This is a genomic window from Enterobacter sp. BWH52 (assembly GCF_001037565.1).
GTDB lineage: Bacteria > Pseudomonadota > Gammaproteobacteria > Enterobacterales > Enterobacteriaceae > Enterobacter > Enterobacter hormaechei_C.
This window is the reverse complement of record NZ_KQ089854.1, coordinates 817,472-843,068: the sequence shown is the minus strand read 5'-3', so window position 1 is coordinate 843,068 and position 25,597 is coordinate 817,472. Positions and strand designations below refer to the sequence as shown.

20 protein-coding genes, 3 tRNA genes, 3 rRNA genes and 2 other annotated features are annotated in these 25,597 nt (G+C 53.4%); of the genes, 9 read left to right on the top strand and 17 right to left on the bottom strand.

Annotated features, from left to right (window positions below):
* Window positions 1-66 precede the first annotated feature (66 nt).
* Together SK47_RS03935 and SK47_RS03930 are read right to left on the bottom strand one after the other, a co-directional pair.
* Entirely contained in the window at window positions 67-867 is an 801-nt protein-coding gene (locus SK47_RS03935) for an endonuclease/exonuclease/phosphatase family protein (protein WP_003863247.1), read from the bottom strand.
* A 137-nt stretch (window positions 868-1,004) separates the two neighbouring features.
* On the bottom strand, window positions 1,005-2,180 hold the full coding sequence (locus SK47_RS03930) for an MFS transporter (RefSeq protein WP_003863248.1): 1,176 nt from the start codon (window positions 2,178-2,180) through the stop codon (window positions 1,005-1,007).
* Window positions 2,181-2,283: 103 nt separating this feature from the next.
* On the opposite strand from SK47_RS03930, the gene yafC reads away from it, so the two are divergent.
* Window positions 2,284-3,189, top strand: a complete 906-nt coding sequence (gene yafC, locus SK47_RS03925; RefSeq protein WP_003863251.1) for a DNA-binding transcriptional regulator YafC — start codon at window positions 2,284-2,286, stop codon at window positions 3,187-3,189.
* A 30-nt stretch (window positions 3,190-3,219) separates the two neighbouring features.
* Here the strand turns inward: yafC and dkgB are convergent, their stop codons facing one another.
* From dkgB to gmhB, 8 genes are all read right to left on the bottom strand, one after another.
* Complete coding sequence (gene dkgB, locus SK47_RS03920) at window positions 3,220-4,023, bottom strand: 2,5-didehydrogluconate reductase DkgB (RefSeq protein ID WP_023315437.1); 804 nt, start codon at window positions 4,021-4,023, stop codon at window positions 3,220-3,222.
* Between the two features lie 160 nt (window positions 4,024-4,183).
* A tRNA-Asp gene (locus tag SK47_RS03915) sits at window positions 4,184-4,260 on the bottom strand.
* 55 nt (window positions 4,261-4,315) lie between these two features.
* Window positions 4,316-4,431 (bottom strand): 5S ribosomal RNA (rrf, locus tag SK47_RS03910).
* Between the two features lie 83 nt (window positions 4,432-4,514).
* Window positions 4,515-6,881: a sequence feature (most likely nonfunctional fraction of RNA operon), on the bottom strand.
* Between the two features lie 95 nt (window positions 6,882-6,976).
* Window positions 6,977-7,175 (bottom strand) — a sequence feature (23S ribosomal RNA rRNA prediction is too short).
* A gap of 231 nt (window positions 7,176-7,406) precedes the next feature.
* Window positions 7,407-9,412: ribosomal RNA gene (locus tag SK47_RS24190) — 23S ribosomal RNA — on the bottom strand.
* Window positions 9,413-9,606: 194 nt separating this feature from the next.
* A tRNA-Ala gene (locus SK47_RS03900) sits at window positions 9,607-9,682 on the bottom strand.
* 105 nt (window positions 9,683-9,787) lie between these two features.
* Window positions 9,788-9,864, bottom strand: a tRNA-Ile gene (locus tag SK47_RS03895).
* 70 nt (window positions 9,865-9,934) lie between these two features.
* A 16S ribosomal RNA gene (locus tag SK47_RS03890) occupies window positions 9,935-11,476 on the bottom strand.
* Together the 16S and 23S rRNA genes with 2 tRNA genes alongside form the textbook arrangement of a ribosomal RNA operon.
* A 371-nt stretch (window positions 11,477-11,847) precedes the next feature.
* Window positions 11,848-12,414: a D-glycero-beta-D-manno-heptose 1,7-bisphosphate 7-phosphatase gene (gmhB, locus tag SK47_RS03885; RefSeq protein ID WP_048243524.1), complete on the bottom strand. Its 567-nt coding sequence runs from the start codon at window positions 12,412-12,414 to the stop codon at window positions 11,848-11,850.
* Between the two features lie 188 nt (window positions 12,415-12,602).
* On the opposite strand from gmhB, the gene metN reads away from it, so the two are divergent.
* From metN to proS, 6 genes are all read left to right on the top strand, one after another.
* Window positions 12,603-13,634, top strand: coding sequence for a methionine ABC transporter ATP-binding protein MetN (gene metN, locus SK47_RS03880; protein ID WP_003856124.1), 1,032 nt, complete (start codon window positions 12,603-12,605; stop codon window positions 13,632-13,634).
* On the top strand, window positions 13,627-14,280 hold the full coding sequence (locus tag SK47_RS03875) for a methionine ABC transporter permease MetI (RefSeq protein ID WP_003856130.1): 654 nt from the start codon (window positions 13,627-13,629) through the stop codon (window positions 14,278-14,280). Before metN ends, SK47_RS03875 begins: the two co-directional genes overlap by 8 nt.
* 40 nt (window positions 14,281-14,320) lie before the next feature.
* On the top strand, window positions 14,321-15,136 hold the full coding sequence (gene metQ, locus SK47_RS03870) for a methionine ABC transporter substrate-binding lipoprotein MetQ (RefSeq protein ID WP_003856132.1): 816 nt from the start codon (window positions 14,321-14,323) through the stop codon (window positions 15,134-15,136).
* A gap of 106 nt (window positions 15,137-15,242) precedes the next feature.
* Complete coding sequence (gene rcsF / locus SK47_RS03865) at window positions 15,243-15,647, top strand: Rcs stress response system protein RcsF (RefSeq protein ID WP_003856133.1); 405 nt, start codon at window positions 15,243-15,245, stop codon at window positions 15,645-15,647.
* Complete coding sequence (gene tsaA, locus SK47_RS03860; protein WP_003856135.1) at window positions 15,644-16,351, top strand: tRNA (N6-threonylcarbamoyladenosine(37)-N6)-methyltransferase TrmO; 708 nt, start codon at window positions 15,644-15,646, stop codon at window positions 16,349-16,351. The genes rcsF and tsaA overlap by 4 nt, the downstream gene beginning before the upstream one ends.
* A 112-nt stretch (window positions 16,352-16,463) precedes the next feature.
* A complete protein-coding gene (proS, locus tag SK47_RS03855; RefSeq protein WP_003856138.1) occupies window positions 16,464-18,182 on the top strand; it encodes a proline--tRNA ligase in 1,719 nt (572 codons plus the stop codon).
* Window positions 18,183-18,227: 45 nt separating this feature from the next.
* Here the strand turns inward: proS and nlpE are convergent, their stop codons facing one another.
* Genes nlpE through SK47_RS03840 form a run of 3 tightly spaced genes read right to left on the bottom strand, consistent with a single transcriptional unit; the run spans window position 18,228 to window position 19,923 of the window.
* Entirely contained in the window at window positions 18,228-18,926 is a 699-nt protein-coding gene (gene nlpE, locus SK47_RS03850) for an envelope stress response activation lipoprotein NlpE (RefSeq protein WP_003856140.1), read from the bottom strand.
* Window positions 18,927-18,964: 38 nt separating this feature from the next.
* On the bottom strand, window positions 18,965-19,381 hold the full coding sequence (gene arfB, locus SK47_RS03845; RefSeq protein WP_003856142.1) for an alternative ribosome rescue aminoacyl-tRNA hydrolase ArfB: 417 nt from the start codon (window positions 19,379-19,381) through the stop codon (window positions 18,965-18,967).
* Window positions 19,378-19,923: a YaeQ family protein gene (locus tag SK47_RS03840; RefSeq protein ID WP_003856144.1), complete on the bottom strand. Its 546-nt coding sequence runs from the start codon at window positions 19,921-19,923 to the stop codon at window positions 19,378-19,380. Before SK47_RS03840 ends, arfB begins: the two co-directional genes overlap by 4 nt.
* A 195-nt stretch (window positions 19,924-20,118) precedes the next feature.
* Here SK47_RS03840 and SK47_RS03835 point away from each other — a divergent pair, with 195 nt between their 5' ends.
* Window positions 20,119-20,319, top strand: coding sequence for a YaeP family protein (locus SK47_RS03835; protein WP_003856146.1), 201 nt, complete (start codon window positions 20,119-20,121; stop codon window positions 20,317-20,319).
* The gene (gene rof / locus SK47_RS03830; protein WP_003856148.1) at window positions 20,306-20,566 is read left to right on the top strand and encodes a Rho-binding antiterminator; all 261 of its coding nucleotides are present in this window, start codon (window positions 20,306-20,308) and stop codon (window positions 20,564-20,566) included. Before SK47_RS03835 ends, rof begins: the two co-directional genes overlap by 14 nt.
* A gap of 26 nt (window positions 20,567-20,592) precedes the next feature.
* On the opposite strand, the gene tilS is transcribed toward rof, so the two are convergent.
* The 4 genes from tilS to accA form a co-directional block, all read right to left on the bottom strand.
* Window positions 20,593-21,879: a tRNA lysidine(34) synthetase TilS gene (gene tilS, locus SK47_RS03825; RefSeq protein ID WP_048209811.1), complete on the bottom strand. Its 1,287-nt coding sequence runs from the start codon at window positions 21,877-21,879 to the stop codon at window positions 20,593-20,595.
* 58 nt (window positions 21,880-21,937) lie between these two features.
* Window positions 21,938-22,327: a VOC family protein gene (locus SK47_RS03820; RefSeq protein ID WP_003856151.1), complete on the bottom strand. Its 390-nt coding sequence runs from the start codon at window positions 22,325-22,327 to the stop codon at window positions 21,938-21,940.
* Between the two features lie 66 nt (window positions 22,328-22,393).
* On the bottom strand, window positions 22,394-24,526 hold the full coding sequence (locus tag SK47_RS03815; RefSeq protein ID WP_003856152.1) for a lysine decarboxylase LdcC: 2,133 nt from the start codon (window positions 24,524-24,526) through the stop codon (window positions 22,394-22,396).
* A 100-nt stretch (window positions 24,527-24,626) separates the two neighbouring features.
* A complete protein-coding gene (gene accA / locus SK47_RS03810) occupies window positions 24,627-25,586 on the bottom strand; it encodes an acetyl-CoA carboxylase carboxyl transferase subunit alpha (RefSeq protein WP_003856154.1) in 960 nt (319 codons plus the stop codon).
* Window positions 25,587-25,597 lie beyond the last annotated feature (11 nt).

Here is a 25,597-nt window from a genome sequence, read left to right as displayed (position 1 = left end):
TTTATGGGTTAAAAAATAAAGGGCAGCACCCGCACAGGCCTGCCCCACGGCAGACCTGACGCACCATTATTTATCAGGTTTGCCGGGACTGAATTCAACTAGTAGAGGATTATGATCGGAGGCGCGCGTCACCAGAACGGAGGCGTCGTGCACGCTTAAACCCCGATAGAAGACAAAATCGAGAGGACGACCAAACGCTTTCTTGCGCTGGTCATCGTTAAAACGAACTTCACGCAGCGACATTTCACGCGCGAAGCGGTACAACGCGTTCATACGCGGACGGCTCCAGGCATTGAAGTCCCCTGCCATAATGATCGGCCCACTGTGATGAGCAATCTGATCGCCAATGGGAAGTAACTGCTTACTGTACACATCAACACCGAGGCTGAAGTTCACCGCATGAATGTTTACCACCATCAGCAGACGGGTGTCGGGCAACGGATAGACTGTGACCAGCGCCGATTTTGCCAGACGCAGGATCGGCTCACGTTCACGCAGCGGGCAGCAATAGACCGGATGTGCGGCTGAAAGGGTCATCACCCCAGAAGGATGCTGTGGCAGAACAAAGGCAGGCACCTGATCGGCTGCAAGATAGTTTGTCGTTGCAAACCTGACCAGCTCAGGCGTGGTTTGCGCCTCCTGTAACAGAACCAGATGCGCATCTTTACCAAAATTTTGAAGTACGGATAACCACTCCGCACGCTGTTGTTTAAAGATGTTCCACACCAGTACGCGAATTTTTTCGTCACTGCTTAATGGCGTGCCCGCTGGTAATGCCTGACCCAGGCTCGCAAACGACCCCGGAGGCAAGATCCTCTCCGCGGGCATTCCGGCAACATAACGCATGGCATAGGTATTTTTTCGCACTTTTGGAAACGACCTCTGTAACATGAACCAGCCCGGAAAACGGACTGGTTCTAATGTTATAGGGATTTTAGGTCACACTTTCAACGCAATTACTGAGAAACCGCTTTCCAGTTTTGTAAGCAAGCACTTACTGATACTTATCCAAGCGCTACGCGAGCGGGTTTATCAAGCCGTCCACTCAGACCAATAAGGAGGAAAGCGACAAGCACAATTACCGCACCAATCCATGGCGTTTGGGTTAATCCAACGTGTTCAACCGTCTGCCCACCGATAACCGATCCGAGTGCGATACCGATATTGAATGCGGCGATATTCAGGCCGGATGCGACATCCACCGCATTGGGCGTATAGCGTTCGGCTTTCTGTACAACATACACCTGCAATCCCGGTACGTTCCCAAACGCGAATATTCCCATAACCAACACTGTTACCAGCGCGGCGTATTGTATCGACGCGGTGAACTGGAAAATCATCAGCAGGACAACCAGCGCGGCGAAGATGAATTTCAGCGCCGGTACCGCACCATGCTTATCCGCAAGTTTGCCGCCCCAGATATTGCCGATTGCGACGGAGATACCGTAGCCCAGTAAAATCCAGCTCACTGCGCCCGGAGAAAAACCAGCCAGCTCCTGCATCATCGGTGCAAGGAAGGTGAACGCAGTGAACACACCTCCATAACCCAGAGCCGTAACGGCATAGATCAGCAGCAGGCGCGGGTGTGTGAGAACCTTAACCTGATCGCTCAGGCTGGCGCTCGCGCGCCCCGGAATACTGGAGGGTACCAGCAGCAGGCTGGCTACCAGAGCAATCACGCCCAACAACGATACCGCGAGGAAGGTTTCTCGCCAGCCAAAATGTTGCCCAATAAACGTTCCTAACGGCACGCCGGTGACCAGCGCAACGGTTAAGCCGCCAAACATAATCGCAATGGCTGACGCCGCTTTCTCTTTTGGCACCAGGCTGGTTGCAATCGTGGAACCGATGGAGAAGAAGACACCGTGCGCGAGGCCAGTCAGCAAACGGGCGATGACCAGAGTGGTGTAGTCCGGAGCCTGCCACGCCAGAATATTGCCGGCGGTGAAGAGCACCATCAGGGCAACTAACAGTTTTTTACGCGCAAAGCGCCCAGTCAGTGCGGTCAGCACAGGCGCTCCAACAGCGACGCCTAACGCGTAAATAGATACCAGCAGCCCGGCAGAAGGCAGCGAAATGGCGAGTTGTTCAGCAATGGTGGGAACAAGTCCTACAATAACAAATTCGGTCGTGCCAATTGCGAAGGCACTGATCGTCAGGGCAAGAAGCGCCAGTGGCATAAATACTCCGTCTCTTCAGGATTAAGATGACAGGCAGTATGCGCCAGTGTTTAAATAACAAAAATGGTTAGAATCTCAATAGAATTTTGCGGATGATGCAATAATGAAAGCCACATCGGAAGAACTGACTATCTTTGTTGCCGTTGTTGAAAGCGGCAGCTTCAGCCGTGCGGCCGAACAGCTCGGGCAGGCGAACTCCGCCATTAGCCGCTCGGTGAAAAAGCTGGAGATGAAGCTCGGGGTGAGTCTGCTTAATAGGACAACGCGGCAGCTCAGCCTGACGGAAGAAGGTGAACGTTATTTTCGACGCGTGCAGTCCGTTTTGCAGGAGATGGCGGCGGCAGAAACGGAAATAATGGAATCGCGCAGCACCCCGCGCGGATTGCTGCGCATCGATGCGGCTACGCCGGTCGTGCTTCATTTTTTGATGCCGCTGATTAAGCCCTTTCGTGAGCGCTACCCGGAGATGACCCTGTCTCTGGTCTCCTCGGAAACGTTTATCAATCTTATTGAGCGTAAAGTGGATGTGGCGATCCGCGCCGGAACCCTGACGGATTCAAGCTTACGCGCTCGCCCTCTGTTCACCAGCTACCGCAAAATTATCGCGTCACCGCAATATATTGCAGAGCATGGTAAACCGGAGACGGTTGAGGAGTTAAGGCAGCATCTGTGTCTGGGCTTTACGGAACCCGTCTCGCTGAACACCTGGCCCGTGGCCTGTCATGACGGACAACTTCATGAGATCACCTGCGGACTTTCGTCTAATAGCGGAGAAACGCTGAAACAGCTTTGTCTTGAAGGAAATGGGATCGCCTGTTTATCAGACTATATGATTGATAAGGAAATAGCTGCGGGTCAGCTTGTAGAACTGATGGCTGACAAACGCTTACCTGTAGAGATGCCTTTTAGCGCAGTGTATTACAGTGACAGAGCGGTAAGTACGCGCATACGCGCTTTTATCGACTTCCTTAGCGAACATATAAAAACAGCTCCCGGAGGAGCTGTGTGAGGGTTTAAAGGTACAGAGGGAGGATTTTTATTAATCCCAGTCTGGTGCTAACCCTTCCGGGCTGACAAGACGATCGTTGCATTCCAGTGCAGCGATCGCGTTTTTATCTTCATCATCAAGCTGGAGATCCCGCGCTAACAGGTTACTTGCCAGGTTTTCACGTTTGGTTGAAGACGGGATCACGGCATAGCCCTCACCCATCGCCCATGCCAGGATCACCTGTGCGGCTGTCGCATTGTGTTTCTCAGCGATGCGCGCAATCACTTCATCTTTCAGCGCCTTACCATATGCCAGCGTCATGTACGAGGTGATGTGAATACTATGCTGTTTCGCCCAGTCCACGACTTTGCGGTTTTGCAGGTAAGGAGAGAGTTCAATTTGGTTGGTAGCAATATTCTCTTTACCCACTGCGGCGATGGCCCTTTCCATCAACGGGATGGTGAAGTTAGAGATGCCAATTTCACGCGTTAAGCCTTGCTCTTTTGCTTCCAGCAGCGCCTGCATAAACTCTTCCACAGAGACGGCATCATCAGGAGATGGCCAGTGGATCAGCGTCAGATCAACATAGTCAGTACGCAGCTTTTTCAGACTTTCCTTCAGGCTTGGGATCAGCTTGTCTTTGCTGAGATTCTCAATCCAGATTTTAGTGGTGACGAAAAGTTCGTCGCGCGGTACGCCACTCTCTTCGATGGCCTGGCCTACGGCAGCTTCGTTATCATAAATCTGCGCCGTATCAATAGCACGATAGCCCAACTCGAGTGCGGTTTTAACAGATGCAATAACAACATCGTCTTTCAGGCGAAAAGTGCCCAGACCCAGTGCAGGGATAGTCATATGATTCCTCAATCGTTATGTTCGTAAACTGAGGAAGATTATCGCTGTAGTTGTTATGACGAAAAAGATCGTAAAACGCAGAGGATTTTTGCTAATTTCGCAACAATCAAACGACAGATAAGAAAAAAGCCCTGAGCGTTAGCTCAGGGCTTTTAATAAGTGGCGGAACGGACGGGACTCGAACCCGCGACCCCCTGCGTGACAGGCAGGTATTCTAACCGACTGAACTACCGCTCCACCGAATACTTCTGTAACCACCGGATTAATGCACCGGCTTACTACTTAATTTGATGCCTGGCAGTTCCCTACTCTCACATGGGGAGACCCCACACTACCATCGGCGCTACGGCGTTTCACTTCTGAGTTCGGCATGGGGTCAGGTGGGACCACCGCGCTAAAGCCGCCAGGCAAATTCTGTTTAATCTGTATCAGGCTGAAAATCGTGTCTGTCTCTTCGCCAAAACACCTTCGGCGTTGTAAGGTTAAGCCTCACGGTTCATTAGTATCGGTTAGCTCAACGCATCGCTGCGCTTACACACCCGACCTATCAACGTCGTCGTCTTCAACGTTCCTTCAGGAGACTCAAGGTCTCAGGGAGAACTCATCTCGGGGCAAGTTTCGTGCTTAGATGCTTTCAGCACTTATCTCTTCCGCATTTAGCTACCGGGCAGTGCCATTGGCATGACAACCCGAACACCAGTGATGCGTCCACTCCGGTCCTCTCGTACTAGGAGCAGCCCCCCTCAATTCTCCAGCGCCCACGGCAGATAGGGACCGAACTGTCTCACGACGTTCTAAACCCAGCTCGCGTACCACTTTAAATGGCGAACAGCCATACCCTTGGGACCTACTTCAGCCCCAGGATGTGATGAGCCGACATCGAGGTGCCAAACACCGCCGTCGATATGAACTCTTGGGCGGTATCAGCCTGTTATCCCCGGAGTACCTTTTATCCGTTGAGCGATGGCCCTTCCATTCAGAACCACCGGATCACTATGACCTGCTTTCGCACCTGCTCGCGCCGTCACGCTCGCAGTCAAGCTGGCTTATGCCATTACACTAACCTCCTGATGTCCGACCAGGATTAGCCAACCTTCGTGCTCCTCCGTTACTCTTTGGGAGGAGACCGCCCCAGTCAAACTACCCACCAGACACTGTCCGCAACCCGGATCACGGGTCTACGTTAGAACACCAGCCATTAAAGGGTGGTATTTCAAGGATGGCTCCACGCAGACTGGCGTCCACGCTTCAAAGCCTCCCACCTATCCTACACATCAAGGACCAGTGTTCAGTGTCAAGCTATAGTAAAGGTTCACGGGGTCTTTCCGTCTTGCCGCGGGTACACTGCATCTTCACAGCGAGTTCAATTTCACTGAGTCTCGGGTGGAGACAGCCTGGCCATCATTACGCCATTCGTGCAGGTCGGAACTTACCCGACAAGGAATTTCGCTACCTTAGGACCGTTATAGTTACGGCCGCCGTTTACCGGGGCTTCGATCAAGAGCTTCGCGTTGCCGCTAACCCCATCAATTAACCTTCCGGCACCGGGCAGGCGTCACACCGTATACGTCCACTTTCGTGTTTGCACAGTGCTGTGTTTTTAATAAACAGTTGCAGCCAGCTGGTATCTTCGACTGATTTCAGCTCCGCCCGCAGGGGCTTCACCTACACATCAGCGTGCCTTCTCCCGAAGTTACGGCACCATTTTGCCTAGTTCCTTCACCCGAGTTCTCTCAAGCGCCTTGGTATTCTCTACCTGACCACCTGTGTCGGTTTGGGGTACGATTTCGTGTTACCTGATGCTTAGAGGCTTTTCCTGGAAGCAGGGCATTTATCACTTCAGCACCGTAGTGCCTCGTCATCACACCTCAGCGTTAAAAGGTACCGGATTTACCTGGAACCTCCGCCTACATGCTTAAACCGGGACAACCGTCGCCCGGCTGACATAGCCTTCTCCGTCCCCCCTTCGCAGTAACACCAAGTACAGGAATATTAACCTGTTTCCCATCGACTACGCCTTTCGGCCTCGCCTTAGGGGTCGACTCACCCTGCCCCGATTAACGTTGGACAGGAACCCTTGGTCTTCCGGCGAGCGGGCTTTTCACCCGCTTTATCGTTACTTATGTCAGCATTCGCACTTCTGATACCTCCAGCATGCCTCACAGCACACCTTCAACGGCTTACAGAACGCTCCCCTACCCAACAACACATAGTGTCGCTGCCGCAGCTTCGGTGCATGGTTTAGCCCCGTTACATCTTCCGCGCAGGCCGACTCGACCAGTGAGCTATTACGCTTTCTTTAAATGATGGCTGCTTCTAAGCCAACATCCTGGCTGTCTGTGCCTTCCCACATCGTTTCCCACTTAACCATGACTTTGGGACCTTAGCTGGCGGTCTGGGTTGTTTCCCTCTTCACGACGGACGTTAGCACCCGCCGTGTGTCTCCCGTGATAACATTCTTCGGTATTCGTAGTTTGCATCGGGTTGGTAAGCCGGGATGGCCCCCTAGCCGAAACAGTGCTCTACCCCCGAAGATGAGTTCACGAGGCGCTACCTAAATAGCTTTCGGGGAGAACCAGCTATCTCCCGGTTTGATTGGCCTTTCACCCCCAGCCACAGGTCATCCGCTAATTTTTCAACATTAGTCGGTTCGGTCCTCCAGTTAGTGTTACCCAACCTTCAACCTGCCCATGGCTAGATCACCGGGTTTCGGGTCTATACCCTGCAACTTAACGCCCAGTTAAGACTCGGTTTCCCTTCGGCTCCCCTATACGGTTAACCTTGCTACAGAATATAAGTCGCTGACCCATTATACAAAAGGTACGCAGTCACCCCATAAAGAGGCTCCCACTGCTTGTACGTACACGGTTTCAGGTTCTTTTTCACTCCCCTCGCCGGGGTTCTTTTCGCCTTTCCCTCACGGTACTGGTTCACTATCGGTCAGTCAGGAGTATTTAGCCTTGGAGGATGGTCCCCCCATATTCAGACAGGATACCACGTGTCCCGCCCTACTCTTCGAGTTCACAGCATGTGCATTTTCGTGTACGGGACTATCACCCTGTACCGTCGGACTTTCCAGACCGTTCCACTAACACACAAGCTGATTCAGACTCCGGGCTGCTCCCCGTTCGCTCGCCGCTACTGGGGGAATCTCGGTTGATTTCTTTTCCTCGGGGTACTTAGATGTTTCAGTTCCCCCGGTTCGCCTCGTTAACCTATGTATTCAGTTAACGATAGTGNGGCTCCACGCAGACTGGCGTCCACGCTTCAAAGCCTCCCACCTATCCTACACATCAAGGACCAGTGTTCAGTGTCAAGCTATAGTAAAGGTTCACGGGGTCTTTCCGTCTTGCCGCGGGTACACTGCATCTTCACAGCGAGTTCAATTTCACTGAGTCTCGGGTGGAGACAGCCTGGCCATCATTACGCCATTCGTGCAGGTCGGAACTTACCCGACAAGGAATTTCGCTACCTTAGGACCGTTATAGTTACGGCCGCCGTTTACCGGGGCTTCGATCAAGAGCTTCGCGTTGCCGCTAACCCCATCAATTAACCTTCCGGCACCGGGCAGGCGTCACACCGTATACGTCCACTTTCGTGTTTGCACAGTGCTGTGTTTTTAATAAACAGTTGCAGCCAGCTGGTATCTTCGACTGATTTCAGCTCCGCCCGCAGGGGCTTCACCTACATATCAGCGTGCCTTCTCCCGAAGTTACGGCACCATTTTGCCTAGTTCCTTCACCCGAGTTCTCTCAAGCGCCTTGGTATTCTCTACCTGACCACCTGTGTCGGTTTGGGGTACGATTTCGTGTTACCTGATGCTTAGAGGCTTTTCCTGGAAGCAGGGCATTTATCACTTCAGCACCGTAGTGCCTCGTCATCACACCTCAGCGTTAACAAGGTACCGGATTTACCTGGAACCTCCGCCTACATGCTTAAACCGGGACAACCGTCGCCCGGCTGACATAGCCTTCTCCGTCCCCCCTTCGCAGTAACACCAAGTACAGGAATATTAACCTGTTTCCCATCGACTACGCCTTTCGGCCTCGCCTTAGGGGTCGACTCACCCTGCCCCGATTAACGTTGGACAGGAACCCTTGGTCTTCCGGCGAGCGGGCTTTTCACCCGCTTTATCGTTACTTATGTCAGCATTCGCACTTCTGATACCTCCAGCATGCCTCACAGCACACCTTCAACGGCTTACAGAACGCTCCCCTACCCAACAACGCATAAGCGTCGCTGCCGCAGCTTCGGTGCATGGTTTAGCCCCGTTACATCTTCCGCGCAGGCCGACTCGACCAGTGAGCTATTACGCTTTCTTTAAATGATGGCTGCTTCTAAGCCAACATCCTGGCTGTCTGTGCCTTCCCACATCGTTTCCCACTTAACCATGACTTTGGGACCTTAGCTGGCGGTCTGGGTTGTTTCCCTCTTCACGACGGACGTTAGCACCCGCCGTGTGTCTCCCGTGATAACATTCTTCGGTATTCGTAGTTTGCATCGGGTTGGTAAGCCGGGATGGCCCCCTAGCCGAAACAGTGCTCTACCCCCGAAGATGAGTTCACGAGGCGCTACCTAAATAGCTTTCGGGGAGAACCAGCTATCTCCCGGTTTGATTGGCCTTTCACCCCCAGCCACAGGTCATCCGCTAATTTTTCAACATTAGTCGGTTCGGTCCTCCAGTTAGTGTTACCCAACCTTCAACCTGCCCATGGCTAGATCACCGGGTTTCGGGTCTATACCCTGCAACTTAACGCCCAGTTAAGACTCGGTTTCCCTTCGGCTCCCCTATACGGTTAACCTTGCTACAGAATATAAGTCGCTGACCCATTATACAAAAGGTACGCAGTCACCCCACGAAGGTGCTCCCACTGCTTGTACGTACACGGTTTCAGGTTCTTTTTCACTCCCCTCGCCGGGGTTCTTTTCGCCTTTCCCTCACGGTACTGGTTCACTATCGGTCAGTCAGGAGTATTTAGCCTTGGAGGATGGTCCCCCCATATTCAGACAGGATACCACGTGTCCCGCCCTACTCTTCGAGTTCACAGCAAGTGTGCTTTCGTGTACGGGACTATCACCCTGTACCGTCGGACTTTCCAGACCGTTCCACTAACACACAAGCTGATTCAGACTCCGGGCTGCTCCCCGTTCGCTCGCCGCTACTGGGGGAATCTCGGTTGATTTCTTTTCCTCGGGGTACTTAGATGTTTCAGTTCCCCCGGTTCGCCTCGTTAACCTATGTATTCAGTTAACGATAGTGCAACGAATTGCACTGGGTTTCCCCATTCGGACATCGCCGGGTCAAGGGTTCATATCACCTCGCCGGCGCTTTTCGCAGATTAGCACGTCCTTCATCGCCTCTGACTGCCAGGGCATCCACCGTGTACGCTTAGTCGCTTAACCTCACAACCCGAAGATGTTTCTTTCGATTCATCATCGACTTGCGAAAATTTGAGAGACTCGAACACACATGAGCTGTGTGTCGTTTCAATTTTCAGCTTGATCCAGATTTTTAAAGAGCAAAACTTCGCAGTGCACCTTTTCAGGTTCACTCTGAAGTTTTCTTGTGTTCGCAGTAAAAGATGGTGGAGCTATGCGGGATCGAACCGCAGACCTCCTGCGTGCAAGGCAGGCGCTCTCCCAGCTGAGCTATAGCCCCATCGTAGTCACCTCTGTACCGGTAATTTTTGTTGAGGCAAGGCGTGGTGACACGAAGCATACTCAGGTATGTGAGTGTCGCCGCAACGCAGCATCAGCAAAAATTTGGTAGGCCTGAGTGGACTTGAACCACCGACCTCACCCTTATCAGGGGTGCGCTCTAACCACCTGAGCTACAAGCCTGTAGAGGTTTTTTACTGCTGTTTTTCATCAGACAATCTGTGTGAGCACTGCAAAGGCAGGTTCTTTAAGGTAAGGAGGTGATCCAACCGCAGGTTCCCCTACGGTTACCTTGTTACGACTTCACCCCAGTCATGAATCACAAAGTGGTAAGCGCCCTCCCGAAGGTTAAGCTACCTACTTCTTTTGCAACCCACTCCCATGGTGTGACGGGCGGTGTGTACAAGGCCCGGGAACGTATTCACCGTGGCATTCTGATCCACGATTACTAGCGATTCCGACTTCATGGAGTCGAGTTGCAGACTCCAATCCGGACTACGACGCACTTTATGAGGTCCGCTTGCTCTCGCGAGGTCGCTTCTCTTTGTATGCGCCATTGTAGCACGTGTGTAGCCCTACTCGTAAGGGCCATGATGACTTGACGTCATCCCCACCTTCCTCCAGTTTATCACTGGCAGTCTCCTTTGAGTTCCCGGCCTAACCGCTGGCAACAAAGGATAAGGGTTGCGCTCGTTGCGGGACTTAACCCAACATTTCACAACACGAGCTGACGACAGCCATGCAGCACCTGTCTCAGAGTTCCCGAAGGCACCAATCCATCTCTGGAAAGTTCTCTGGATGTCAAGAGTAGGTAAGGTTCTTCGCGTTGCATCGAATTAAACCACATGCTCCACCGCTTGTGCGGGCCCCCGTCAATTCATTTGAGTTTTAACCTTGCGGCCGTACTCCCCAGGCGGTCGACTTAACGCGTTAGCTCCGGAAGCCACGCCTCAAGGGCACAACCTCCAAGTCGACATCGTTTACGGCGTGGACTACCAGGGTATCTAATCCTGTTTGCTCCCCACGCTTTCGCACCTGAGCGTCAGTCTTTGTCCAGGGGGCCGCCTTCGCCACCGGTATTCCTCCAGATCTCTACGCATTTCACCGCTACACCTGGAATTCTACCCCCCTCTACAAGACTCTAGCCTGCCAGTTTCGAATGCAGTTCCCAGGTTGAGCCCGGGGATTTCACATCCGACTTGACAGACCGCCTGCGTGCGCTTTACGCCCAGTAATTCCGATTAACGCTTGCACCCTCCGTATTACCGCGGCTGCTGGCACGGAGTTAGCCGGTGCTTCTTCTGCGGGTAACGTCAATCGACAAGGTTATTAACCTTATCGCCTTCCTCCCCGCTGAAAGTACTTTACAACCCGAAGGCCTTCTTCATACACGCGGCATGGCTGCATCAGGCTTGCGCCCATTGTGCAATATTCCCCACTGCTGCCTCCCGTAGGAGTCTGGACCGTGTCTCAGTTCCAGTGTGGCTGGTCATCCTCTCAGACCAGCTAGGGATCGTCGCCTAGGTGAGCCGTTACCCCACCTACTAGCTAATCCCATCTGGGCACATCCGATGGCAAGAGGCCCGAAGGTCCCCCTCTTTGGTCTTGCGACGTTATGCGGTATTAGCTACCGTTTCCAGTAGTTATCCCCCTCCATCAGGCAGTTTCCCAGACATTACTCACCCGTCCGCCACTCGTCAGCGAAGCAGCAAGCTGCTTCCTGTTACCGTTCGACTTGCATGTGTTAGGCCTGCCGCCAGCGTTCAATCTGAGCCATGATCAAACTCTTCAATTTAAAAGTTTGATGCTCAATGAATTAAACTTCGTAATGAATTACGTGTTCACTCGTTGAGACTTGGTATTCATTTTTCGTCCGAGGACGTTAAGAATCCATGTCACTTTGAGTGCCCACACAGATTGTCTGATAAATTGTTAAAGAGCAGTTGCGACGCGCTTCAGCGCTGTGTCGCGAGGTGGCGTATATTACGCTTTCCTCTTTCAGAGTCAACCCTGATTTTCAGGATTTTTTCTCTTCAACCGACCGGGTTGTTTGTGAAGTGATTCACATCCGCCGTGTCGATGGAGGCGCATTATAGGGAGCCGCCGAGGAATGACAAGCGGAAAAATGCATTTTTATTTCAACCGCTCACCTTTTCGCCAAAACGCCTATTTTTGGTGCTTTTTAATCTCTTTTGGCAGTTCTGCCAGACTAGTTATCACCCAGTCGGCTGCATTTTCTGCTTCTGGGGTGACCGGTTTACCGGTACGCACTAATACTTTGGTACCTACACCTGCCGCCGCTGCTGCCTGCATATCTTCCAGTTTATCGCCCACCATATAAGATGCGGCCATATCAATGTGCAGGAATTCCTTTGCAGAGATAAACATGCCCGGGTGTGGCTTACGGCAATCGCAGGTCTGACGATACGCCTCTACACTTCCCTGCGGGTGATGCGGACAATAATAGATGCCATCAAGATCGACGCCGCGATCGGCCAGAGACCAGTCCATCCATTCCGTCAGCGTCTCGAACTGCGCTTCGGTAAATTTACCTCGGGCGATACCGGACTGGTTAGTTACCACCACCAGCGCATAGCCCATCTCTTTCAACTGGCGCATGGCATCTATTACGCCCTCGATAAATTCGAACTCATCAATCTCATGGACGTAACCGTGATCCACATTAATAGTGCCGTCACGATCGAGAAAAATTGCGGGTACAGATTTTGCCACCGGTTTGCTCCTGAAAAAGGCTTGTTCAGCTAGTATCTCATGAATCGCAGCGCAATAAAGTGCTCATCGCAAAGAGGTGGATTGATTTAGACGTCTGGATGCCTTAACATCCATTTTGTTTACGGTCATTCCCCGTATCTGGCAGAAGAAAATGCCACGGCTAACTTACTTACGATAAAAATAATCTAATGATTAAACTTTCCAATATCACCAAAGTGTTCCAGCAGGGGAACCGAACCATTCAGGCGCTGAACAACGTCAGCCTGCATGTGCCTGCTGGTCAGATTTATGGCGTCATTGGCGCATCGGGTGCAGGTAAAAGTACGCTGATCCGTTGTGTTAACCTGCTTGAGCGCCCAACCCAGGGCAGCGTAGAAGTTGGCGGCCAGGAGCTTACCGCTCTCTCAGAAAAAGAACTCACCAAAGCGCGTCGCCAGATTGGCATGATTTTCCAGCACTTTAACCTGCTGGCCTCACGCACCGTTTTCGGTAACGTTGCGTTACCCCTGGAGCTGGATAACACACCAAAAGAAGAAATTACGCGTCGCGTCACCGAACTGCTCGATCTGGTTGGTCTGGGTGATAAACATGACAGCTACCCGGCAAATTTGTCCGGCGGGCAAAAACAGCGAGTAGCAATCGCTCGCGCGCTGGCAAGCAACCCAAAAGTGCTGCTGTGCGATGAAGCCACCAGCGCATTAGATCCGGCTACCACGCGCTCTATTCTGGAACTGTTAAAAGACATTAACCGTCGTCTGGGCCTGACTATCCTCCTTATTACGCATGAAATGGATGTAGTGAAACGTATCTGCGACTGTGTAGCAGTCATCAGCAACGGTGAGCTGATTGAGCAGGACACGGTGAGCGAAGTCTTCTCGCACCCGAAAACGCCGCTGGCTCAGCAGTTCATTCAGTCCACACTGCATCTTGATATTCCGGAAGATTATCTGGAACGACTGAAAACAGAAGCCGTTGCAGACAGCGTTCCAATGCTGCGCATGGAGTTTACGGGTCAGTCCGTTGACGCACCGCTGCTTTCCGAAACCGCGCGTCGCTTTAACGTTAATAACAACATTATTAGCGCGCAGATGGATTACGCCGGTGGCGTGAAGTTCGGCATTATGCTGACGGAAATGCACGGCACACAGGAAGAAACCCAGGCGGCAATTGCCTGGCTGCAAGAACATCACGTAAAAGTAGAGGTACTGGGTTATGTCTGAGCCGATGATGTGGCTACTGGTTCGCGGCGTTTGGGAAACGCTGGCAATGACCTTCGTATCGGGCTTCTTTGGTTTTGTGATTGGGCTGCCGGTCGGCGTGTTGCTGTACGTCACGCGCCCGGGTCAAATTATTGAAAACGCGAAGCTGTATCGCACGCTCTCTGCGCTGGTGAACATTTTCCGGTCTATTCCGTTCATTATTCTGCTGGTGTGGATGATTCCGTTTACTCGCGTGATCGTCGGGACGTCGATTGGTTTGCAGGCGGCAATTGTCCCGCTGACAGTAGGCGCGGCACCGTTTATCGCCCGTATGGTGGAAAACGCCCTGCTGGAAATCCCAACAGGCCTGATTGAAGCTTCCCGCGCGATGGGTGCAACACCAATGCAGATCGTTCGCAAAGTTCTGCTGCCAGAGGCGCTGCCTGGGCTGGTGAACGCAGCAACCATCACGCTTATCACGCTGGTCGGTTATTCCGCAATGGGCGGCGCCGTAGGTGCTGGCGGTTTAGGCCAGATTGGATATCAGTACGGCTATATTGGCTATAACGCTACCGTAATGAATACCGTTCTGGTATTGCTGGTTGTGCTGGTTTACTTAATTCAATTCTCTGGCGATCGTATCGTCCGGGCTGTTACGCATAAATAACGTTACAAACAACACAAACTCGACGAGTTAAGGATATAACATGGCGTTTAAATTTAAGACCTTCGCAGCAGTAGGCGCACTGATTGGCTCGCTGGCACTGGTGGGTTGCGGTCAGGACGAAAAAGATCCAAACCACATCAAAGTAGGCGTTATCGTCGGTGCAGAACAGCAGGTTGCTGAGGCCGCGCAGAAAATCGCTAAAGAGAAATATGGCCTGGACGTTGAACTGGTGACCTTCAACGATTACGTTCTGCCGAACGAAGCGCTGAGCAAAGGCGACATTGACGCTAACGCCTTCCAGCATAAACCGTACCTGGATCAGCAGATCAAAGATCGCGGCTACAAACTGGTTGCTGTCGGTAACACCTTCGTTTACCCGATTGCCGGCTACTCCAAGAAAATTAAATCTCTGGATGAACTCCAGCCGGGTTCACAGGTTGCCGTCCCTAACGACCCAACCAACCTTGGCCGTTCCCTGCTTCTGCTACAGAAAGTGGGCCTGATTAAACTGAAAGAAGGCGTTGGCCTGTTACCGACCGTTCTGGACGTAACCGAAAACCCGAAAAATCTGAAAATTGTTGAGCTGGAAGCACCACAGCTGCCACGTTCTCTGGACGATGCGCAGATCGCCCTGGCCGTGATCAACACCACTTACGCCAGCCAGATCGGCCTGACCCCAGCGAAAGATGGCATCTTCGTTGAAGATAAAGATTCCCCGTACGTCAACCTGATCGTGACTCGCGAAGACAACAAAGACGCGGAGAATGTGAAGAAATTCATACAGGCATATCAGTCTGAAGAAGTGTACCAGGAAGCCAATAAGGTGTTTAACGGCGGCGCGGTTAAAGGCTGGTAATCTCCCGGCAGTGTAATATCATCAAGACGGGCATTTGCCCGTCTTGTCATTTGTGCGGTCAACTGCTTCAATATCTGACGTTTTGATTATCCACTGAGGAATTATTATGCGTGCTTTACCGATCTGTCTTTTAGCACTGATGCTGAGCGGCTGTTCTATGCTAAGCAGATCTCCTGTTGAACCTGTTCAAAGCACTGCAACCCCGCCAAAAGCGGAGCCAGCAAAACCGAAAGCGCCTCGCGCTGCGCCGGTACGTATTATTACCAAAGCCGACGAGCTGGTCGGTAAGCCATTCCGTGAACTGGGCGAAGTGAGCGGCGAATCCTGCCAGGCAACGAATCAGGACTCTCCACCCAATATTCCGACAGCCCGCAAGCGTATGCAAATCAACGCGTCGAAAATGAAAGCCAACGCGGTGTTGCTGCACAGCTGTGAAGTCACCAGCGGCACACCAGGTTGCTATCGTCAGGCGGTATGTATCGGTTCTGCGCTTAACATTACGGCGAAATGAGTTCATTTCAGTTCGAGCAGATAGGCGTTATCCGCTCCCCTTATAAAGAAAAGTTCGCCGTGCCGCGTCAGCCGGGTCTGGTCATTCACGGCGGCGGCGAGCTTCATCTTGTCGCGCCGTATAACCAGGCCGATGCAGTGCGCGGGCTTGAGGCGTTCAGCCATTTATGGGTGGTCTTTGTGTTTCACCAGACCATGGAAGGCGGCTGGCGTCCCACTGTGCGTCCTCCTCGTCTGGGCGGAAATGCCAGAATGGGGGTCTTTGCCACCCGCTCAACCTTTCGTCCCAACCCCATCGGAATGTCGCTGGTCGAGCTGAAAGGCATACGTTGTCAGAGAGATCAGGTGATCCTGGAGTTAGGTAGCCTTGACCTGGTTGATGGCACACCGGTCATAGATATTAAGCCTTACCTGCCCTTCGCCGAAGCGCTGCCGGATGCCCGGGCAAGCTATGCTCAGGACGCACCGCAGGCAGATATGCCGGTTCACTTCACGTCTGAAATAACGACGCAAATCAGCGAGCTGGAAAAGCGTTATCCACGTCTGCGTGACTTTATCGTTGAAGTGCTGGCGCAGGACCCCCGTCCCGCCTACCGCAAAGAAGAGGAAGCCGGGAAAACGTACGCCGTCTGGCTGCTGGACTTTAACGTGCGCTGGCGCGTGACTGCGGCGGGTTTTGAAGTGTTTGCCCTGGAACCCAGGTAATTTTGTTCTCCTCTCTTTTGGCATCTTTGCCACACTGGTAAACTAAACCACTTTTTTTGTGTCAGGCTGGTGTTTCAGCCTGTTCCAATCGTCGAAATGGAACCGTAACAACATGCGTACTAGCCAATATCTGCTCTCCACTCTGAAGGAGACACCTGCCGACGCCGAGGTGATCAGCCACCAGCTGATGCTGCGCGCCGGGATGATCCGCAAGCTGGCCTCCGGGTTATACACCTGGCTGCCGACCGGCGTGCGCGTCCTGAAAAAAGTCGAAAACATCGTGCGTGAAGAGATGAACAACGCCGGTGCTATCGAGGTGTTAATGCCGGTCGTTCAGCCCTCTGAACTGTGGCAGGAGAGCGGTCGCTGGGAGCAGTACGGTCCTGAACTGCTGCGTATTGCCGATCGTGGCGATCGTCCATTCGTCCTCGGCCCAACGCATGAAGAAGTGATCACCGATCTGATCCGTAACGAGCTGAGCTCTTACAAACAGCTGCCGCTGAACTTCTTCCAGATCCAGACCAAGTTCCGTGACGAAGTGCGTCCACGCTTTGGCGTCATGCGTTCTCGCGAGTTCCTGATGAAAGATGCTTACTCTTTCCATACTTCTCAGGAATCGCTGCAAGAGACCTACGACAAAATGTACGCGGCCTACAGTAAAATCTTCTCCCGCATGGGGCTGGATTTCCGTGCTGTACAGGCTGATACCGGTTCAATCGGCGGTAGCGCCTCCCATGAATTCCAGGTTCTGGCGCAGAGCGGCGAAGACGATGTGATCTTCTCTGACTCCTCTGATTACGCCGCGAACATCGAATTTGCAGAAGCGCTGGCACCAAAAGAACCACGCGGCGCGGCAACGCAAGAGATGACGCTGGTTGATACGCCAAACGCGAAAACCATCGCCGAGCTGGTTGAGCAGTTTACTCTGCCGATCGAAAAAACCGTGAAAACCCTGCTGGTGAAATCGGCTGAAGGTAGCGCTTATCCACTGGTTGCCCTGCTGGTACGAGGCGATCACGAGCTGAACGAAGTGAAAGCCGAGAAGCTGCCGCAGGTTGCCAGCCCGCTGACCTTCGCAACGGAAGCGGAGATCCGCGCCGTGGTGAATGCAGGTCCTGGTTCTCTGGGCCCGGTGAACATGCCTGTTCCGGTGGTCATTGACCGCACCGTTGCGGCGATGAGCGACTTCGCTGCGGGCGCAAACATCGACGGTAAACACTACTTCGGCATCAACTGGGATCGGGACGTGGCGACGCCGGAAGTGGCTGACATCCGTAACGTGGTCGCAGGCGATCCAAGCCCGGACGGCAAGGGTACCCTGATGATCAAACGCGGTATCGAAGTAGGCCACATCTTCCAGCTGGGCGATAAGTACTCACGCGCAATGAACGCTGCCGTTCAGGGCGAAGATGGTCGTAACCAGGTTCTGACCATGGGCTGCTACGGCATTGGCGTAACGCGCGTTGTTGCTGCCGCTATCGAACAGAACTATGACGAACGCGGAATCGTCTGGCCGGATAACATCGCGCCGTTCCAGGTAGCGATCCTGCCAATGAACATGCACAAGTCTTACCGCGTGCAGGAGCTGGCTGAGAAACTCTACGCTGAGCTGAGCGCGAAAGGTATCGACGTGCTGATGGATGACCGTAAAGAGCGTCCTGGCGTGATGTTTGCTGACATGGAACTGATCGGTATTCCACACACCATCGTCATTGGCGACCGTAACCTCGACAGCGACGAGATTGAATACAAGTACCGTCGCAACGGCGAAAAACAGATGATCAAGACGGGCGATATTCTTGATTACCTGGTGAAAGCCATCAAAGGTTAAGAAACAAAAAACCCCGCCAGTGCGGGGTTTTTTAATGGCTATATCTTATTTACTGTCGCAGTCTTTCCCCGCAGCAAACTTCGCGTCTTTATCTGCCACTAGCGTTTTCACCAGCTCGCCGCTATCCGGGTTTGGCTCCAGCGTAAAATGCCCTTCAACCGTCAGCAACACTGGCTTACTGTCGTTGCCGCGCGCAACGGCATAGTCTCGCTCCAGCTGGGCATTGTTCGCCACGCTGACTTTCTTCCCGGTTGCACAGTCAGTGAAGATCGCCGCATCCGCCATGTAGAAATACATTCCTCGCATCGCCATTGGGGTGGCTGGCAGGGTCGCTTTCACCGGGGCCAACGTGTAGTTGAACTGGGATTCAATCGGATTGCCTTCGCGATCGAGCATCTCCATCCCCTCGCCTTTGGCGCGGAAGAAGGTTTTATCGCCCGTGGTATCCGTCAATACCAGCTTCTCAGCCGTACGCGCCCATGTTCCGTAAGATGCAAAAGAAGACGGTTCTTTCGCCCCCTGGTAACGCTGGTTCATGACCCAGGTGCCATCTTTTTGCAGGAACAGAGAGGTTTCGATGCCCTCGCAATCTGCACACGGTAATACGCCGCGCCAGCTTTGCTGCATCGGCTTTAATTCTTCATTTTGCGTTGGCTGTAGTACCTGCGTTTCCGAACGGTTATTACAGCCAAAAAGCGCAAACAGGCTTGTCACGGCCAGCGCTGATAATAATGCTTTTTTCACAATACTTTCCTTATGAAAAGGGTATCCCTTTCGTCACATTATGGGTGACGGACTTTGCCACGCAGTGATTTTACGGTGGATTTCTGCGCCTTCGATGACAACCGACGTTCTTTCGATGCCCGCGTTGGACGTGTTGCCCGGCGACTTTTTTGTACAGCCGTCAGCTCTTTGATGACCGCGACCAGCCGGGCAATTGCCGCTTCCCGGTTAAGCTCCTGGCTGCGATACTCCTGCGCTTTAATCACTATCACACCCTCGCTGGTGATCAGGTGATGGCTGGCGGCAAGCAGGCTTTCTTTATAATACTCTGGCAGGCTGGAGGCCCGAATGTCAAAGCGCAAATGGATAGCCGTTGAGGCCTTGTTAACGTGCTGCCCCCCTGCGCCCTGGGCCCGGATAGCGGTGATCTCCAGCTCGTTATCAGGGATGCTGACATTTCGGGACAATACAATCATGATGCGGGCTGCCAGGCCGTGAGATGAATTTCCAGATTATTCTGAGAATCGGAAAGCCAGATGGCACCGTCCTGAATTGTTGCCTGTAGCGCCATCGTCCGGCTGGCGAACGCACTCAGCTGCGCCAGCTGTTCATCATCCAGATACCAGACGGTAAGATTTTTGAACTGCGCACATTTATTTTTATTTTGTTGCCACCAGATCTCCGCCGCGCGCTGGTTGTAGGCAAACAACGCCACTTCAGCAGACTGGGTGCAGGCCTTTTTGATCCGGCGTTCATCCGGCAGGCCAAGCTCAATCCATAAATCGATACCCAGATGATCGTTGCGCAACCAGGCTTCCGGTTCATCTTCCGCGCTTAAACCACGGGTAAATTGCAGACGCTCGTCGGCATACTTAATCCACGCCAGCAGGCGCAGCATCATGCGCTCCTGGGTTTCAGAAGGGTGACGCGCCAGCGTCAATGACGCATCCAGAAACTGGTTACGGTCAAGATCCGCCACATTGACCACAGCTTTATAAATAGTCGCTTTCAGCGCCATGAGAGAACTCCTTTTGAATCAGGCGTACATTGTAGCGAAAACCGCGGCAAAAGGCTGTTACGAGGTGGTGGCTCACTCTTATCAAGGCGCTGATATTGCTTAAATGAGTATGGTATAGTCACCTTGCTAAACCGAGTTTAACTTCGTAGGCTTAATGATATCTCACAGTAAGTCAGTACGCTGGCAGGAGGTGATGTGAATAATTATTGTGAGTTGATTCGCAGACGGTATGCGGAGATCGCCAGCGGAGATCTGGGGTACATTCCGGATGCGTTGGGCTGTGTATTGAACGTGCTAAATGAAGTGGCCTCTGATGAGAGCCTTTCTGAATCGGTCAGGGAAAAAGCAGCGTATGCTGCGGCGAATTTACTGGTGAGCGATTATGTCGATGAATGATACTTATCAACCCATCAATTGTGATGACTATGACAACCTCGAACTCGCCTGCCAGCATCATTTAATACTGACGCTGGAGCTAAAAGATGGCGAAGTGCTAAAGGCAAAGGCCAGCGATCTGGTTTCCCGTAAAAATGTGGAATACCTGGTTGTGGAAGATGCAGGTGCAACGCGTGAGCTACGCCTCGACAAAATTGCCAGTTTCAGCCATCCGGAAATCGGCACCGTCGTGGTGAGCGAATCCTGATAACCAACGGGCAGCCAGGCTGCCCGTTACGCTTTCCATTCAAAATTAACACCCGCTTCAGCCCACCCCTCTTCAGTGATGAACACCCCTGCCGCCGCGATGAGCGTGTCGCCGTAAAACAGAAGCGGCGTGGTATCACGTCGCCAGGGCGGAACGTTCTGTTCCTGCCAGATTTTCTTCAGCTTACGCCCGCCGTTACGACCGACGATATGCAGCATGCCGCTGGCCCTGAAGCGTATGGTAACGTTCTCGTCCGGCTCAGGTAGACGCACATTGCCCGAATGACTTAACGCAACGACACCGGCATTCATCGGTAGCGTTAACGCTTTTTCCGGCGACGGCCAGCCGAGCACAACGTCAGCCAGCGACGGCACAGATTTTACCCACCAGAGTTGCCCTTTATAACGCCTGACGTCATAACCATTCAGGTGTATACACGGTGCGGCATCTTCCCTCGCCTGTGCAACTTCCTCCCAGATACGGTTGAGCATCGCCCTGGACGGCATAACCGCACGGTGGTAAGCCAGCCAGCGGCGAATCAGAGCAGCCCGACGCACGGGGCTCATCACCTTCAACGGCGCAACGTTCAGGGCACCGTCAGCGGTAATCAGTGTATTCAGCTCCCCGCTCAGCAACTCATCCAGCAAGCTTTCCTGTTCAGCACACAGCATGGCGCTTCTGGCCGCCGCTTCGGAAAAATGCGCCCAGCGCTCACTCAGCAGCGGTAAGACGCGCAGGCGCAGGAAGTTACGGTCGTAACTGTCGTCCTGATTGCTGTCGTCTTCAATCCAGCACAGATGATGCTGCTGCGCCCAGGCTTCCAGTGATGCGCGCGTCTCACCCAGCAGCGGGCGGATGAGCTCTGTTTCAGCAAAATCAGCGCGCTCAGGCATGGCGGATAAACCCGCAGGCCCGCTGCCCCGCTTGAGCGCCAGTAAAAACGTCTCGCACTGGTCGTCCAGATGCTGCGCGGTGACCAACGCTTCTCCAGGCTGTAATGCGCCAGAAAACGCGGCGTAGCGGGCTTTCCGCGCCTGCGCCTCAATACCCAGCCCCTCATCCTCAAGCGTGACGCGTTCAACGATCAGCGGGATCTCCCACCCTGAGCACACCGCTTCGCAGTGCGCCACCCAGTCGTCGGCATGGGGGCTTAAGCCGTGATGGATATGCATCGCCCGCAGCTGGACGTCAGGCTCACGGTCGCGCCAGAGCTTAAGGCGGTGCAGCAAAACGGTGGAATCCAGGCCACCGCTGAACCCCACCAGCAGCTGGCGGTAGGGTGAAACGGCGTGCGCGATAGCGGGTAAGGTCATAGGAAATTACACATAAAAAATGCCCGAACTGAACGGGCATTATCACACATGACGGCGATTACTGCTGATAAAGCTCCAGCGGCAGGCCGTCCGGATCGTTGAAAAAAGTGAAACGTTTATCGGTAAAGGGATCGACACGAATCGCTTCGCAGGCCACGCCGTGGGCTTCCAGATGTTTTACCGCGCTGTCCAGGTCATCGACACTGAAGGCCAGGTGGCGCAGGCCGCAGGCTTCCGGGCGTGAAGGACGCGCTGGCGGGAAAGGAAAAGAGAACAGCTCAATCACATATTGACCGTTTAACGCCAGATCGCCTTTCCAGGAGTCGCGCTCCTCACGGTAGGCCTCGCTCAACAGCGTAAAGCCGAGAACGTCGCAGTAGAATGCCTTACTTTTCGCATAATCGGTGGCAATGATCGCAATATGATGAACCGCTTTTAAACCCAGCATAGTTTCTCCTTTTTATGATGCCCTGAACGTTACAACCGACAACCCGCCCCTGGCAAGCGGCCCCTTTTATTTTAGGACTCTCACCCAGTACACGCCGTTATCATCGCGTTTCGCGCCATGAATATCCGTTTCAAAGCCAGGATAGTGGCGCCCCACCGAACAGAGCATCAGCAGGAAATCGAGCACCGCCCGGCTCTCCTCGGTGATCATTTCACCCGGCATCAGCAGCGGCACGCCTGGCGGATAAGGCAGGATCATGTTGGCCGATACCCGCCCGACCAGGTTCTCCAGTTCAACGGTTTCAACCTCCCCTTTCACCTGGCGCTGCCACGCCCTGTGCGGCGTCAGCTTCATTTCAGGCAGAACATCAAATGCCTGCAACATCAGGCGCGGCAGATCGTGCTGGCGGATCAGCCTGTGGATCCCCTGGGCCAGATCCTGAATACGCATATTGCGGTAGAAGTCAGGATCTTCCGCGTAGAGATCCGGCAGCATGTTCTTCACCCGCAGGTTCAGATCGTATGCGCGCTTAAACTCCATCAGTCCCCGGAGCAGCCCCATCGCACGGGTTTTATCGATCCCTATGCTGAACAGGAACAGCAGATTATAGGGGCCGGTTTTCTCCACCACCACGCCGCGCTCATCAAGGAACTTCGCCACCAGCGCAGCCGGGATCCCTTCCTCACCCATCACACCCTGCTCATCCATGCCCGGCGTCAGGATTGTCACCTTAACCGGATCGAGGAACATGTGGTCCGCATCAGCATCCCGAAAACCGTGCCAGCTCTCCCCCGGCGCGACGGGCCAGCATTCTGCCTCATCAATCTCTTCCGGCTGCCAGATATCAAAGAACCAGCCGTCCGCTTCATCTTTAAGTCGCTGAACCTCTTTTCGGAAATGCAACGCCCGCTCCACCGAACGATTGATCAGGCGTTTACCCGGATTACCGCGCAGCATCGCCGCCGCCGTTTCGATGGACGCCACCAGCGGGTAGCTTGGCGACGTGGTCGTGTGCATCATGAAAGCTTCGTTGAAGGTGTCCTCGTCGTACTCACCCTTGATGTGAATGAGAGACGCCTGGGAAAACGCGGCCAGCATTTTGTGCGTCGACTGCGTTTCGAAGAACACCTTGCCCGGCACCCGCTCGCCGCTCATCCCACTTTTACCCGAGTAAATCGGGTGGAAATTAGTGTAAGGCACCCACGCGGAGTCAAAGTGAATCGACGGCACGTCCAGCGTCTGCTTGATCCAGTTCGTGTTGTAAAGCAGCCCGTCATAGGTGGAGTTGGTGATCACCGCATGCACAGGCCAGCTTGCCTCGGGGATAGCCGCGATCTTATTTTCAATGGCTTCATGCGCGAACTCACGGCGAGGAATGCCGCCGAGGATCCCCAGCGCATTACGCGTGGGAGACAGCCAGAGCGGCACCACATCGCTCATCATCAGCAAATGCGCCAGTGATTTATGGCAGTTTCGGTCAATCAGCAGCGTACTGCCGGCAGGCGCGGCGTACATCCCGACGATTTTGTTCGAGGTTGAGGTACCGTTGGTCACCATGTAGCTTTGCTCGGCGCCAAAGGTCCGGGCGATGTATTCTTCAGCTTCCAGATGCGGGCCGGTATGATCCAGCAGAGAGCCTAACTCGGTGACCGAAATCGACACGTCCGCCTTCAGCGTGTTACCGCCGAAGAAATCGTAGAACAGGCATCCCACCGGGCTTTTTTGATAGGCCGTTCCCGCCATATGGCCTGGCGTACAGAAGGTGTACTTCCCTTCTTTCACATAGGTGAACAATGCGCGCGTAAACGGCGGTGTGATGTTATCGAGGTATTCACCAGTGTACTGCTGAATGCGGGTCGCAATGTCCTCGGCAACGCCGAGTGAGTATTCGAAGAACCACAGCGCCATACGCATATCGTGCGCACTCACGTCCATGGTCGAGTGAGTGTTGATAAACGCGTACAGCGGAAGATATTCGTTGAGCTTATTGATATCGCTGCACAACTCCATGTCGTATTCGTCCCAGTCGAATATCACGCCACAAATGCGCGGATTGTGTTCGATAAATTTCAGCAGGTCGGCGCTGTTTTGCGGCCAGATCAGCTGGTATCCGCGTGCTTTAAGGGCTTGCTCCAGCTCCTTGATGGGTTCGTCTTTATAAAAGACGCCGTGTGGCCCCATGATGGCAATGATGTTCATGGTTTACCTCCTTGAAAAACATCAGATAAGCATAGTTAAGGTAAACGGCAGGTATAAAAAAAGCCGCAACAATGTGCGGCTTTTAGGATAATTGTGAGGCTTACGCGTAACCGTAGGTCATCAGACGCTGATAACGACGGTTGAGCAGATCTTCTGTGCTCAGCACGTCCAGGTCCGCCAGGTCTGCCAGCAGCTGCGCTTTCAGGGAAGCAGCCATCACTTCCGGCTTACGATGCGCGCCACCCAGCGGTTCAGGGATAACGGTGTCGATCAGCTTCAGCTCTTTCAGACGTGGGGCAATGATGCCCATCGCTTCAGCAGCCAGCGGCGCTTTATCGGCACTTTTCCACAGGATGGAGGCACAGCCTTCCGGAGAGATAACGGAATAGGTACTGTACTGTAGCATATTCACTTTATCGCCCACGCCAATTGCCAGCGCACCGCCGGACCCACCTTCACCGATAACGGTACAGATGACCGGCACTTTCAGGCGAGACATCTCGCGCAGGTTGCGTGCGATGGCTTCAGACTGACCACGCTCTTCGGCACCAACCCCCGGGTAAGCACCCGGCGTGTCGATGAAGGTGATGATTGGCATATTGAAACGCTCAGCCATCTCCATCAGACGCAGGGCCTTACGGTAGCCTTCTGGTGCTGGCATACCGAAGTTACGACGGATTTTCTCTTTGGTTTCACGGCCTTTCTGATGACCAATGATCATCACCGGACGTCCATCCAGACGCGCGATACCGCCGACGATAGCTTTATCGTCAGCGTATGCGCGGTCGCCTGCCAGTTCGTCAAATTCGTCAAACGCCAGGCGGACATAATCCAGGGTGTACGGACGCTGTGGATGTCGCGCCAGCTGGGCGATCTGCCATGCGCCGAGATCGGCAAAGATTTTGCGCGTCAGTTCTACGCTTTTTTCGCGCAGACGATGCACTTCTTCGTCGATGTTAATATCCAGTTTTTCATCCTGACGGCTCACGGCTGTCAGAGAATCGATTTTCGCTTCCAGCTCTGCAATCGGCTGTTCGAAATCAAGGAAATTCAGACTCATAGTATTCCTGT